Annotated in this window: 12 protein-coding genes; 8 read left to right on the plus strand and 4 right to left on the minus strand. The window is 29.5% G+C overall.

The window, feature by feature from the left end:
• Positions 1–314 precede the first annotated feature (314 nt).
• Entirely contained in the window at positions 315–1,838 is a 1,524-nt protein-coding gene (locus E0E45_RS16140; RefSeq protein ID WP_130892079.1) for a flotillin family protein, read from the plus strand.
• Positions 1,839–1,894: 56 nt separating this feature from the next.
• On the opposite strand, the gene E0E45_RS16145 is transcribed toward E0E45_RS16140, so the two are convergent.
• Positions 1,895–2,617, minus strand: a complete 723-nt coding sequence (locus E0E45_RS16145) for a LytR/AlgR family response regulator transcription factor (protein ID WP_130892080.1) — start codon at positions 2,615–2,617, stop codon at positions 1,895–1,897.
• Between the two features lie 9 nt (positions 2,618–2,626).
• A complete protein-coding gene (locus tag E0E45_RS16150) occupies positions 2,627–4,282 on the minus strand; it encodes a sensor histidine kinase (protein ID WP_130892081.1) in 1,656 nt (551 codons plus the stop codon).
• Positions 4,283–4,488: 206 nt separating this feature from the next.
• On the opposite strand from E0E45_RS16150, the gene E0E45_RS16155 reads away from it, so the two are divergent.
• The 6 genes from E0E45_RS16155 (at position 4,489) to E0E45_RS16180 (ending at position 11,880) form a co-directional block, all read left to right on the plus strand.
• The gene (locus tag E0E45_RS16155; protein ID WP_130892082.1) at positions 4,489–5,928 is read left to right on the plus strand and encodes a carbon starvation protein A; all 1,440 of its coding nucleotides are present in this window, start codon (positions 4,489–4,491) and stop codon (positions 5,926–5,928) included.
• A 465-nt stretch (positions 5,929–6,393) separates the two neighbouring features.
• Positions 6,394–7,044, plus strand: a complete 651-nt coding sequence (locus tag E0E45_RS16160; RefSeq protein WP_130892083.1) for a hypothetical protein — start codon at positions 6,394–6,396, stop codon at positions 7,042–7,044.
• Positions 7,045–7,164: 120 nt separating this feature from the next.
• Positions 7,165–7,404 (plus strand): helix-turn-helix domain-containing protein, encoded by a 240-nt coding sequence (locus E0E45_RS16165; RefSeq protein ID WP_130892084.1) that lies wholly within the window; start codon positions 7,165–7,167, stop codon positions 7,402–7,404.
• 524 nt (positions 7,405–7,928) lie between these two features.
• Complete coding sequence (locus E0E45_RS16170) at positions 7,929–11,246, plus strand: autotransporter outer membrane beta-barrel domain-containing protein (RefSeq protein ID WP_130892085.1); 3,318 nt, start codon at positions 7,929–7,931, stop codon at positions 11,244–11,246.
• A gap of 81 nt (positions 11,247–11,327) precedes the next feature.
• The gene (locus E0E45_RS16175; RefSeq protein ID WP_130892086.1) at positions 11,328–11,621 is read left to right on the plus strand and encodes an HU family DNA-binding protein; all 294 of its coding nucleotides are present in this window, start codon (positions 11,328–11,330) and stop codon (positions 11,619–11,621) included.
• Positions 11,614–11,880 (plus strand): HU family DNA-binding protein, encoded by a 267-nt coding sequence (locus tag E0E45_RS16180; protein WP_130892087.1) that lies wholly within the window; start codon positions 11,614–11,616, stop codon positions 11,878–11,880. Before E0E45_RS16175 ends, E0E45_RS16180 begins: the two co-directional genes overlap by 8 nt.
• 226 nt (positions 11,881–12,106) lie before the next feature.
• Here E0E45_RS16180 and E0E45_RS18060 read toward each other — a convergent pair whose 3' ends face one another.
• Together E0E45_RS18060 and E0E45_RS18065 are read right to left on the minus strand one after the other, a co-directional pair.
• Positions 12,107–12,208: a hypothetical protein gene (locus E0E45_RS18060; RefSeq protein WP_269472042.1), complete on the minus strand. Its 102-nt coding sequence runs from the start codon at positions 12,206–12,208 to the stop codon at positions 12,107–12,109.
• Between the two features lie 11 nt (positions 12,209–12,219).
• Entirely contained in the window at positions 12,220–12,453 is a 234-nt protein-coding gene (locus tag E0E45_RS18065) for a family 1 glycosylhydrolase (protein ID WP_331865018.1), read from the minus strand.
• A 551-nt stretch (positions 12,454–13,004) separates the two neighbouring features.
• On the opposite strand from E0E45_RS18065, the gene E0E45_RS16190 reads away from it, so the two are divergent.
• The gene (locus tag E0E45_RS16190) at positions 13,005–13,586 is read left to right on the plus strand and encodes a hypothetical protein (RefSeq protein WP_130892088.1); all 582 of its coding nucleotides are present in this window, start codon (positions 13,005–13,007) and stop codon (positions 13,584–13,586) included.
• Positions 13,587–13,598: the final 12 nt, after the last annotated feature.

Here is a 13,598-nt window from a genome sequence, read left to right on the forward strand (position 1 = left end):
TAAAAAATATAATATTTAGATAAAAAAAAATAAAATAAAATATTGATTAAATATTTAAAATATTATTTTAAATTTTGATTTTTTTGTGTCTGAATAGTGAAGAATAAAATAATCTATAATTATATTTTTGTTTATTATCTTTTAAATTAGATTTTAAAGTATTTTTTAGATGTTAAAATATAAATTTTTATATATAAATATTAAAAATATATAAAATATAGACTTTAATAAATAAATAGTGTATATTAAAATAGGAATATATTTTATTTTTTGATTGAATAAAATATGGAAATATAAACTATGGGGAGGAAATTATGTTTTTAGGTCTAGGAGTTTCTTTAGTTGTTTTTTTAGGAATTATATTGATAGGGGGAGCAGTTCTTATATATAGAAAATGTCCCAATGATGTTATTCTTGTAAAGTATGGTCTTGGTGGAAATAAGATAATAACATCCAATGGTACTTTTATACTGCCAATAGTTCAAGGATGTAAAAAGCTTAATTTGAAACCTATGAATATAGATATAGATTTGAGGGAGGATTCAAATGTAGTATCTAATGATAAAATCAGAGTAGTAGTGGAAGCAGATGCTACTTTTGCTATATCTAGTTCACCAGAAGAAAGAGTTATAGCTTCGCACAGATTGCTAAGTTTTAATGATAATGAAATATGTACACTAGCTAAGGAAATACTTACAGGTCAGACAAGAACTATCATATCAGAAATGGAATTTGAGGATTTATTACAAGATAGAGTTCTATTAATGACAAAAGTTAGTGAAAATGCAGAAAAAGAACTTAGTAAACTAGGACTTGATTTAATTAACTATAATATCAAGATGATAAAAGATATGGATGGAATTACAGAAATGCTTGGTAAAAAAGCATCAGCTCTTGCAACTTCAGATGCACAGATAGCTGTGGCAGAACAACAGAGAAAATCTGATGTAGGAGTAGCAGAAGCCAATGCTCAAAGAGATATAGCTGTTACTGAACAGGATAAAATAAGACAGATACAGGTATCAAAAACTAGAGCAGTAATAACAGAGGAAACAATCAAAGCTGAACTAATTCAAACAAATGCTACTCAGAATAAAATGGCTGAGGAAAAGAGAATGGAATCTGAATCTCAAAAAGCTCAAAATCTTTATAGAATAGAAACTGAAAAATCTATTAATTTAAAAGAGCTGGACAAAGAAAAAGAAATTAAACTTCAAGAAGAAAGTTTAAAGCAAGAGATAGCAGATAAGTCTAAGGAGACTGTTAAGAAACAGGCAGAAGTTGCACTGGAAACTCAGAGAGCAAAAGAGATAGTAGAAACAAAAGTATATAATGAAAAACTTGAGATAGAAAAAATTACAGAACTTAAACTTAAAAAACTTGAAGCAGATAATCAATTAGAAATAGCTAAAATAAAGGCAGATGCAATATTAATAGAGGCAAGAGCAGAAGCAGATAAATTAAAAGCTTTGGCAGAAGCAGATGCAATCAAAGTTGCATTACCTATTGAGAAAAAAGCTGAAGCAGAGAAAAAACTTTTAGAAGTATATGGACAATCAGGAATTATGGGACTTAAACTTATTGAGATACTGCCTCAATTAGCTAAAGCTCAGGCAGATGCAGTTGCAAATATAGATATCAACAGCTTAAATATTATATCTGGTGATGGAGGAACAGGGATATCAGATGGAGGTAATGGAGCTGGGAATCAAATAGCGGGAATAGTAACAGATATAACAAGAGCTATTCCAGCTTTTAAGATGGCAAATGATATAGCAAAATCTATAAATATGCCAGAACTCTCAATAACTGGGGATAATTCAAAAAAAGAAAAATAATAAAAAGGAGGATGTTGATTCATCCTCCTCTTTTGTATTGCTATTTCTATAGAACTTTATTTTATAACCAATATTTCTTTAAACTCTTTTATATTATTTCTGCTCACAGGTATTTTAAATTTTAAGTCTTGTATTTTTAATACATAAGTGCCATTAAACCAAGGTTCAACCTCTGTTATTTTATCAAGGTTAACCATGTATGATCTATGTGTTCTATAGAATTTATTTTTAGGGAGCATTTCTTCCCATTTAGATATTTTTATTTTTGAAGAATATGAATTATCTTTAGTATAAACCATACTTTCTTTTTCTCCAGCTTCAATATAGTAAATATTATTAATGGAAATAACATACATTTTATCTCCAGATGTAACAGTAACTTTATTGATTTTACTGATATCTTTTATGTGCTCTGACTTTCTTTCCTTGGTAAGATTCTCTAAAACCTCATTTATTCTCTTTTCTGAATAAGGTTTTAAAAGATAATCAAAAGCTTTGATTTCAAATGCTTCTGCAGCATATTCTTTATAGGCTGTAATAAATACTATTTTTAAATTTTCATTAAGTTTAGAAAGAATTTTTCCAAGACTCATTCCATCTAATTCAGGCATATTTATATCTAGAAAAATTATATCAATTTTATTATCCTGAAGATATTTAAGAGCGTCTAAAGGACTGTCAAATTCTTTTTCAAGTTCTATTTCTTCATGTTTTTCTATAAAAAATTTTAATTCTTCTCTAGCTGGAAATTCATCTTCTACAATTATACATTTTAGCATCACTACCTCCTATTCTATATAAAAGGATGTTTTTGTTCCTTTTTTCAGACACTCGATAACTAATCCTTTTCCATACATTAATTTAATTCTGTTATGAACATTTTTAAGTCCAATACTTTTTTCCATTCTTTCATCTAATTCTTCTATCATTTTAGGGTCTATACCAATACCATCATCTTCAATAGTGACAATACATCCTTTATCTTTTTTCTTTGCTGTGATATATACATGCCCTCCCTCTCTTTGTTTTAACAGACCATGTTTTATACTGTTTTCAACAAGAGGTTGTATAGTAAGGCTAGGTATTTTTATGTTTTCTAGTCCTTCTTCTATATTATATTCTACTGAAATTTTTTCTCCAAAACGGGCTTTTTCTATATTAACATAAGCTTTTACTTGAGTAAGTTCCATATCAAGGGATACCACTTTTGAAGCATTTTCTAAATTATAACGGAGATATGTTGACAAATCAATTATTACCTCTTTTGCTTTTGCAGGATCCATTCTTACAAAGAAAGCAGTAGCATGAAGTGCATTAAATAAAAAATGTGGATTGATCTGTGTCTGTAAAGCTTTCAGTTCAGCATCTCTTGCCATAGCTTTAAAATTTTCAACAGTACTGATTTCTAACTGTGTAGAAATGAGCAGAGAAAGTCCTTCAGCCAGATATTGATTCCTAGCAGTGATATTTTCAGCTTTATCAAAATATATTTTAAGAGTTCCAGATACTATTTTTTCTCCTTGAAAAAGAGGAGAGATTATACAAGATTTTATTTTTCCTGAAATACAATGAAAATCTTTTATTCCATTTTCTTCTCCCAGAACAAGAACTTTTCCAGTTTTTAATACCAGCTTTGTAGCTTCGCTTCTTATATCTGTATGATCTATTTTAAATTCATCAGATTCAGCATAGCTGGCAATAATATATTTATCATTAGTTATTACAACTGCTTTAGCCTCTAAAGAATTTAAAATTATTTTACATATTTCATTCATCGACTCCCCTTTTCTAAAATAAGGAAGAGTTTTATTAGCTATTTCAAGAGCTAATTTTGCTTGTTTACCAGCTATAATTTCTTTTTCAGAAATTATGTCCTGAATAATAAGAATTACAATTGATACTCCAACAGCATTGGCAAGTATCATTGGAAAATATATTTTAGAAACTATATCTTTTGCCAGTTCAAAATCTGAACCAAGTACAAGTATTAATATCATACTGAGATTTTCTACTATAAATCCACCAAGAAAGCCATAAAGATAACAGTTTTTTTCATTAGTTTTTTTGTAAAGTTGAGAAGTGATGAAACCACCTGACATTGTAGCAATAGCACATGGAATTGTAGTTATAGAGCTTGCATCTACAAATAATCTGTGAATACCAGCAATAAGACCAACCATGATACCTACTTCAGGACCAGCAAGAATACCTCCAACAACTACACCAATATTTCTGACATTTACTATTGCACCTCGATAATCTACTCCTGTGTATGTACCAATTATAGCAAGTCCTGAAAAGAACATTGAAAGAAGAAGAATATCTTTTTGGCTGTATTTTTTTCTTGTGAATATATTCTTGGCACTTTTAAATTTTGTAAAAAAGAAAGCTATTGCAATAATATACCCTAAATTATTTAATAAGTGGCTGGTTAATTTTAACAATTTTATCCTCCTCCCTAACAGACATAAAAATTATACCACAAAGAATAGAATATAAAAAGTAATATTAAAGCATTTATTTTTGCATTTTAAGTATTGATTTTAGCCTTTTAAAGAACAATCCATTCTTTTTAAAAGCTTTTAGTGTATTATCTATGATAGAATAATGTTTGTATCATGTATAAAATATAAAAATGGGAGGCAGATTTATGTTTAGTTTTATTATTTCAATAATAGCTCTAATAGTAGGATATTTAGTTTATGGAAAAATAGTTGAAGGTATATTTGGTATTGAGCCAAATAGAGGAACGCCAGCAAAAAGATTAAGTGATGGTGTGGACTATGTAGAAATGGGATGGAAGAAAGCGTTTCTTATTCAGTTTCTAAATATAGCTGGAACAGGACCTATATTTGGGGCTGTAGCAGGAGCAATGTGGGGACCAGCAGCATTTTTATGGATCGTTTTTGGATGTATATTTGCAGGGGCTGTACATGACTTCTTAATTGGGATGATGTCTCTAAGAAAAGATGGAGCGAGTGTTGCAGAATTAGTTGGAGAAAATCTTGGTAGCGGAGCAAGAAAACTTATGGTAGTTTTCTCAATTATTCTTCTAGTACTTGTTGGAGTTGTATTTATAACAAGTCCAGCAGCTATCTTAAATGATCTTACAGGAATTGATAAAATGGTACTTATTGGTATTATAATAATATACTATCTAGCAGCAACTGTATTGCCAATAGATAAAATAATAGGAAGAATTTATCCAATATTTGGTATAGCATTATTAGTAATGGCAGTAGGAATTGGAATTGGAATAGTAGTTCAAGGATATCATATCCCAGAAATTTCTCTTCATAATTTCCATCCAGCAAAACAATCAATTTTCCCTTATTTATTCATAACAATAGCTTGTGGAGCAATCAGTGGATTCCATGCTACTCAATCTCCTATGATGGCTAGATGTCTTGAAAATGAATCAGAAGGAAGAAAAGTATTCTATGGTGCAATGATTTCAGAAGGTGTTGTAGCTTTAGTATGGGCAGCAGCAGCAATGAGTTTCTTTGGTGGAACTCCAGGACTTGGAGAAGCATTAGGACATGGTGGAGCAGCAGTTGTAGTAAATAGAATTTCAAATACAGTATTAGGAAGAGTTGGAGGAGCATTGGCTCTATTGGGAGTTGTTGCATGTCCAATAACATCAGGAGATACAGCATTTAGAAGTGCAAGACTTACAATAGCAGATGCAATTGGATATAAACAAGGTCCAATTGCGAATAGATTTATGGTTGCTATTCCTTTATTTATAGTTGGTATTGCACTATGTTTTATAGATTTTAATATCTTATGGAGATACTTCAGCTGGTCTAACCAAACACTTGCTACAATAGCACTTTGGGCAGCAGCTAAATATTTAAATAATCATGGAAAAAATTATTATATAGCTCTTATTCCAGCGATGTTTATGACTGTAGTTGTTACTGACTATATAGTTATAGCTCCAGAAGGATTTGTAAGATTCTTCCAAGGAACACCAGTAGCAACTATAGAAATGATTGGATTGATTTGTGGATTAGTATTGTCAGCAGTATGTACTTTAGCATTTTTTAAAAGTTTAAAAAAGGAAAAAATTGCTGAAGTAAATGCATAATAAAAAATTTAGTTGAAATTATAAAAATTAAATAAAAAAATATTTTAATAAAAAAATCGTCACCCATGAGGGAAATTCACCTTGTGGGTGATTTTTTGTTTTGGTAGATAATTTTTCATAAAAAGATAGTTTTAATATTAAAATAGGCTTCAGACTTTTTTTAGGAGTTGTGACAAAAATAATGAATTTTTTAAAATAGAAAAATAAAAAAATCATTAAAAAAATGCTTTAAAAAATATCAATAAGATAAAATTGATTAAGAGAGATATCATAAATAATTATAATATATTTTATTCTGTTCTTTATTTCAAGACTTGATTCTGCTATATACAAGAATAGAATGTTATGCTAATATATGAATCGTAACATTTGCAAAAAGTTTAAAAAAATTAAAAAAAGATTATAAAAAAAGTATTAGTTATAAAAAAATTAGTAGATATTAATATAAACTTGAAGGAGTGAAAGATGGATAACAAAAGAAGCACAAAGAACCAGCCATTCTGCTGGCAGGAGAAAAAAATACTGCGGTTGCTAAGGTGTCAGTATGAGGGAAAGGAACATGACAAACTTAGAAATTTGTATTTAACTCTTACAGAAATCTACAGTGATTTTAATGGGAAAGATATCAAATACTACACTCAAACAATAATTAAATACAGCAGTTTAAGCAAGGATTGGATCCCCAAAGGATTAAAAATATTTGAAAACCTAAAAGTGATACAGCTTGTGGAAGAGAGAAACAAGGGGAAATTTAAAGGGAAAAGATTAATATTCACTCCTGAAAATATAGAAGAAATGGAAAAATTTACCAATGAACAAAAAATCAGTGACGAGAATACCATTACTGATAAAACCGTTCCCGAATTTTTAGAGCCATCAGAAGATAGTCTTTATTTAGAAGATAATAAAAGAATAGAAGATATAAATAATACACACACAGGGGAAGATAAAAAAGTTCATGATAAGAAACAGGAAGAAGAATTTGAAAATGGAAATTTTAAAGGTAAAGCAAATAGAGCAAAGAATACCTATGAGAACAAGAAAGAGTTTGAAAGACCAGCATATGAGAATACTACAGGGGACTTTATAAAAGACTTGCTCAATGGAGCAAAATAAGATGAGAAAGTATCTAGAGGAATGATGCAGAAGAGATTTGCAGAATTTATATCTTAAAAAATTTAAGAGGAAAAATGGGAAGAGAGTATACAAAAGAAAAACAAAAAAGGAGAAGTGAAAATGACTAGAGAAGATTATATGTGTCAAAAATTAGGAAGTCTTTCAAATTTTGATAAACTGCTGGTGGAGAAAATGGTGGAACAACTTGGAGAATGGGCAACAATAGAGGATGCAGCCAAGTATTTTAAAAGACATAAAAATACTATTTATGACAAAGTGGAAGGGGGAGAAGTTCTCAATAGAAGAATTGGAAATAAAATTTTAATTTATACAAGGAGCTTGATTTTTTTGATGGAATAATTTTGAGAGCTTCACAATATCTGCAAATGGCTGGGGACTAAAACAAAGGATAGAGGAACAGCTGGTAAAAAAGAATAGAAGCTGAAAGAAAAAATAAAATGCAGAGAGTAAAATCTCTGTATTTTTTTATGTTACAAAGAATTTTTTCAGATAGCTTCTAAAAGAAAAAATATAAAAAGCTCCTTTGAAGTGGAAAATCTTGAGATTTCAGCAGAAGAAAAAGAAATAAAAAAAGTTCTCTTTTATACATAAAAGAGAACACTAACTACTTACTTGTTTCTAAAAAACCTTTAAACCATATTTTGGATACTTAACATCTATGATAGATAATACTCTAAATTTGATTAAAAGTCAATAGTTAATCTGCAAATAATATTCTTTAAAATTGAAAAATACTCATCAGTGCTTGTTTATGTATAAATGCGAACATTTATTGAAGAGAATTAGGATTTTTTTATACCAATTTAAGAATATTATAATGAGTTTTTACTTTAGAATTGAATTAAATTTTATGGAGGGAAAAGATGATAGAAAAAATTATGAAGGCTGTAAAAAGTGGGAACAAAAAAAGAGGAAGAAATATAACAATAGGAGCAGTAGTAGGATTTTTACTTTCATGTACTGTAGCAATAGGAGCAGATGAATATTTATGGATAAAAAATGATGAGGGAATAAAATTTAGTATAGATGGAAATTCCACTGGAAGTGGAGAGAGTTGGAATGAAGATAATCCATATACTGATGAAAATATTTGGAATGCAGATACTAAAACTTATGTAAATAATATAACATTATCAGGAACAGATAATGATGTGTCAAGTTTTATCCAAATTGGATATGGATTAAAATTAGAAGGAGATTTAGGAGCATTTAAACTTATAAATAATGGTTCAGTAGCAGGAACAGCAGGAAGTGATGGAACTGGTTATGGAATTTATAATAATGCAGGAAGTATAGAAAGCCTAGTAAATAACGGTTCAATAGCAGGAACAGGAGAAGGGTATGGTAGGGGAATTCATAGTGCCTCAAAAAGTAACATAGGAAGCCTAGTAAATAATGGAGCAGTTATAGGAAATATGGGACATGGGCATGGAATTTATAATGCTGGTACTATAGAAAGTCTAATAAACAACAGTTCAATAACAGGAAGTGGTACAGGAGATATGATGCATGGGATAGGAATTTATAATTCAGGAGGTACCATAGGAAGCCTAGTAAATAATGGCTTAATAACAGGAACAGCTACAGGAAATGGTGGAAATGGTTATGGAATTAATAGTAGTGTAATGGGAAGTATAGAAAGCATAGCAAATAGTGGTTTAATAATAGGAACATCTGCATTATCTAAAGGTATTGGAATTTATAATGCTCCTAATGTAACAATAGATGCAATAACAAATACAGGAGTTATTTATGGAAAAACTAATGCTGTACAGAATGATACTGTTGGAATAATAACTAATTTTAATAACTATGGAATATTAGCAACAAAAGGAAGTTCCGTTGTAACTAATAGTGGGACAATATCAAGTGAAAAATATTATGGACTAGAGATTGACGAAGCTAGTGGAATAGTAAGTAATGGTTCTGATTATGCTAGTCTAATGGATTTACCAACAGAAATAATTGTAGGTTATGATGAAAATGGAGACCCAATAAAAAGAAATATGACAATAAAAAATGCTAATATCCAAGGAGGAGGATCAGGTTCAGGAACATCAACAGATAGTTTTGTATTTTTATCTAATCCTACTGAATTTGATAACACTATACTAAATGGAAAAGATAAGACATTAAAAGTTATTGGAACAGACAGAGAGGTAAAAGGTTCAATAATAAATGCTTATGGAACAGCAGTTGCTTTTGAAGGAGCAAATGGTCAGCTTACATTATCAGGAACAACAGTAAATGGCGGGACAGATGAAACAAATAATATAACAGTATCAGGAAGCGACAATGGAGATACCTTGATACTTCAATCAGGAGAAGTTGAGTATGTAGGTGGAGGAGAAGGAACTCAAAATACTATAATAAATGGAAATATAGATATGAAAGCAGGATATGATACTTTTACTCTTACTAAAGGGACAATAATTAATGGAAATATAGCTATGGGAGCTGATAATGATACCCTTACAGTAGAAGCAGGAAGTATTATTAATGGAACTCTTGATGGAGAAATGGGAAGTGACACTCTTAGTTTTAATTCACCAGCAGCAAGAGATGCAGCTAATGGTGGAATAAATATTCATCATAACATATCAGGATTTGAAAAGATGAATATAAATACAAATGTAACTCTATTTGAAAAAACTGTTAAAGATGATGGAAGTGTGGGAGATTTAACAGTAACAGATGCAGAAAATATAGCAATAGGAGCAGGAGGAATACTTACTTTAAGAATAGATACAAGTAAGTTAGGGGATTCAGGAGATGCAGGTAAGATTGTAGGTCATGCATTGTATGGAAATGATGGAACTATATCTTCAAAAGGAGGAAAACTGCTGCTGGCACTAAATGGAGCAGGGAATAGCAGTATAATAAGTTTTGGGGGGACTCAATTAGGTAGCAGCTTAGTTACAGATTATGAAGGATTATTTCAAAAAGAAGATGTAACTTTTGGGACTACATCATTACTCCATTCAGTAAAAAGAGTAGAAGGAAGCAATAATGAAGTGATAATTACATCTAAAGTTGATCTTCCTACAGATATAAGTTATAAAAAATTGAATGAAGTATATCATAGTATTCTTTCAGTAGATGAATTAGGAAATTTCAATGTAGATGATGATGAAAAATTATCAACATTCTTAGGATATTTAAATGATATTTATGCAGGAAATCCTTACTCATATTCTAGTGAACTTTCAAGAAAATCTGTAGGAATGTTCAGAGATATAGTAACAGAAAATATTTTCAAACCAGAAACAAATAAATGGATGATACATGGAGGACTTACTCATGTAGATGGAGGAACTAAAGATACTTACTATGGAAAAGGTTACTATACTTATGACATAGGAAGTTCTGATATGGATGCAGATACAAAAATTACAGGAGCATATATGTTAGGAGAATATGGAGTATCTGATACACTTACTTCTGGAGTAGTGATAGGAGGGAATAAACTTAAATCTGACTTGTCTAATGGGTCTAAAGTTGATGGAAGCACGCTGTATCTGGGAGCTTATGCAAAGAAATATGTAGGAAATCTAAAAGTAACAGCAGGAGCAGGATTCCAATATGGAGATTATGATGCAGACAGACTGGCAGTAAACAAAGTAGCAAGTGATACAGAAATGTCAGCAGTAAAATATTCTGATAATTACAATGATATGACATATGATATCTATTTGAATGGAAGATATTCATATAATATTGGAGATAACCTATTCTTAGAACCATATGGGACTTTATCATATACATACATAGATCAAGATGGTGCAGATGAAGGAAATCAAACTCTAGCAATAGAAACTGATTCAAAATCATTTGACTATACATCAGCTAAAATAGGAGCAGACTTGAAGAAAGTTATACCTCATGAAAAAGGAAAGAGTACACTTTCAGCAGGAGTAAGCTACACAAGAATACTTGATGGAGCAGATGAGGAGTTTATCACAGGAAGATTTAAAGGTGGAAGCGACTTTGATATACTGGTTGCTCACAAAAATGAACAGAACATAGGATTAAATGCAAAATATGCTCTTGAACTTGAAAATGGAGTACTATTTGATGTAAAAGGAACTTATGCAGTAGAAGGAGATTCAGATAATCAATCAGGAAAGAATAAGACAAAAGGAGAATGGATAGTAGGAGCAGGATTAGGGTATAAGTTCTAAAGATTATAAAGTGAAAGGCTGGCTGATGAATAGCCAGCCTTTTAACTCAACAAGTAATCATGATATTTCAAGGGGGAAGTTATGACAGAAGGAAAATTTATAAGATTTTATAAAAAGAGAAATAAAAGTAAAAATCATAAAGAAGTGAAAGAAAAAATAGACTTATTTTGGAAAGTACTGCAGAAAGCTTTAGATGAAGAGAATAAAATAACCTTTAAAAATTGGGGAATATTTGAGCAAAAAGAGGTAAGGTCAAGAAAAATAGTGATACCTAAAATGGATAAAGTTGGTTATACAAAAGCTAAGAAAAAGATAAGATTTAAAGCAGGAGCAGGATTACAGGATATAGTAAATGGAGCTGGTACTGATGAATAAAAGAGAATTAGCAAAAGTATACAGTGAGATGGGTAATGGAGAAATATCAGAAAGAAAGGCACTAAAAGAAATAGATATATTTCTTGAAACAGTACAGGAGGCTTTGCAGAAAAGCCGTTCATTAATATTTATAAATATAGGAATATTTGAAATAAAGGAAAGAAAACCAAGAATAATATCAAATCCAGTAACAAGAGAACTAATGAAAATCTATCCAAAGAAGACAGTAAGATTTAGAATGTCTAAAAAAATGAAATAATCAATAAAAAGACAGAGAAAATATATTGTATTTAAAATCTTAGAGATAAGATGGAGATAATAATATAAATCTCTGTCTTTTTTATTTAAAAATAAGAAAATTGAAATAAAACTAGAGTGAAAATTTTAATGTATTGTATAGTTAAAATGATAAAAAGGAAGTCTAATATATCAGACTTCCTAAAATAATATTATTTAATCTAAAAGATTATTTCCCTTAGTAGCTATTACTTTTTATACCATTCAGCTGAAATATGTTCTTTAAAATATTGAATACGATAATCATCTTGAATAGCTCCATCAGCTCCAATAGTATCATTATACCCCAATCCATTTTCTACTATAAATATCTACTGCTTATATTTCCACTTACTCTTTTTTTTCCCTCTTCATTTATACTTGAAATTTTACTCATGTAATAACTAAATGCCACATAGTCAACAGTATATTTCTTTAAGACTTCCTCATCTTCTTTTTCAAAGTGAACTGTAATATTCTTTCTCTCCCACTCATTTTTTATATGCTGTGGATAAGTACCTAATGTTGTAAAAGGATGTCTGAATACACTATCAATTTCATTAAATGTAAGCCAATATTTTACTAATCCTTTATATCTTGTTTTTGTCTAAAATTCTATACTTTATATATTTTTTTCAACTCTCTCTTTATTCTATTCTGGAATACTTTTTTTAATAGCTTTTTTAAAACACTTATAATATTTTAATAATTTCATTTTTTTACATTTGATATCTAATACCTCTATTTTTTATAAATCAATATAATTTAGTCGCTTTTATTTATTATATATTCAAAAAATAAGTACATATTTGTATAAAAATATTTTTAACAAATAATATCTATAAATCTAAAATATATATGAATATTAAAAAAATAATTGATTAATAATATATTTTTATTTGTATGTAAAAAAATATCATGCTATAATTAACTTAATTAAAGAAAAATGTAAACAAAAATAATTATCAATTTTTGGAATGAATCAATTCTAAAAACCATATTTTTAGAATATTTGTTTGTCATTTTATAAAAAAGGAGGGATAGACTTTTATTTTTAAAAAACTAAAACATCTTAAAAAGTAATTTATTCTTAAGGAGGAAAGAGATATGAAAAAAATGTTCACAGTATTTCTTTTTCTATCTTGTTTAACAACTGCACTTTATTCACAAGAAGTAAGTGAAAAAGAGGGGAAAAAAGTTCTTGAACAGATAAGAAGAGAAATACAGGCAGAGGAAAAGGCAAAACAAAAAGCTATTGAAGATGCTGAAAAAGCAAAAGCTGAAGAGGAAAAAGCCAGAATAGCAGCAGAAAAAGCTGAAGAAAAAAAAGGGAAAAAAATACTTGAAGATATCAGAAGAGATATGAATGAATCTCTGGAAGAAAAAGTATTTAGAAGTGAAAATAATCCTGAAGCCAGAATAGCAGCAGCTGGAGCAGCTTTTGAAATAGGTAAGGAAAGAATGGCTTTTCTGAAAATGGAAGAAGAGGAAATTATAAAACTAGAAGAGGTTTTGGGGATGGAACCTGATGAAAACAGAGTATTTTTGAGCCAGAAATTTGATGAGGTATATGATGAGTTTAATTCAAACAATAATGAGATTGAACTTCTTTTACTTGAAAATGAGAAGCTTAATGAATACTTGAGTAGATTAGATAGAATGGAACAGAAAGTAAGAGCAGGAAATTAAATAGGGGGAAGA

It is taken from the genome of Fusobacterium ulcerans ATCC 49185, assembly GCF_900683735.1.
Lineage (GTDB): Bacteria > Fusobacteriota > Fusobacteriia > Fusobacteriales > Fusobacteriaceae > Fusobacterium_A > Fusobacterium_A ulcerans_A.

Excerpts from the sequence above, each read along its gene's own strand:
- E0E45_RS16140 (WP_130892079.1), top strand. The coding sequence starts at position 315 with ATGTTTTTAGGTCTAGGAGTTTCTTTAGTTGTTTTTTTAGGAATTATA.
- E0E45_RS16145 (WP_130892080.1), bottom strand. The coding sequence starts at position 2,617 with ATGCTAAAATGTATAATTGTAGAAGATGAATTTCCAGCTAGAGAAGAA.
- E0E45_RS16155 (WP_130892082.1), top strand. The coding sequence starts at position 4,489 with ATGTTTAGTTTTATTATTTCAATAATAGCTCTAATAGTAGGATATTTA.
- E0E45_RS16160 (WP_130892083.1), top strand. The coding sequence starts at position 6,394 with ATGGATAACAAAAGAAGCACAAAGAACCAGCCATTCTGCTGGCAGGAG.
- E0E45_RS16165 (WP_130892084.1), top strand. The coding sequence starts at position 7,165 with ATGACTAGAGAAGATTATATGTGTCAAAAATTAGGAAGTCTTTCAAAT.
- E0E45_RS16170 (WP_130892085.1), top strand. The coding sequence starts at position 7,929 with ATGATAGAAAAAATTATGAAGGCTGTAAAAAGTGGGAACAAAAAAAGA.
- E0E45_RS16175 (WP_130892086.1), top strand. The coding sequence starts at position 11,328 with ATGACAGAAGGAAAATTTATAAGATTTTATAAAAAGAGAAATAAAAGT.
- E0E45_RS16180 (WP_130892087.1), top strand. The coding sequence starts at position 11,614 with ATGAATAAAAGAGAATTAGCAAAAGTATACAGTGAGATGGGTAATGGA.
- E0E45_RS16190 (WP_130892088.1), top strand. The coding sequence starts at position 13,005 with ATGAAAAAAATGTTCACAGTATTTCTTTTTCTATCTTGTTTAACAACT.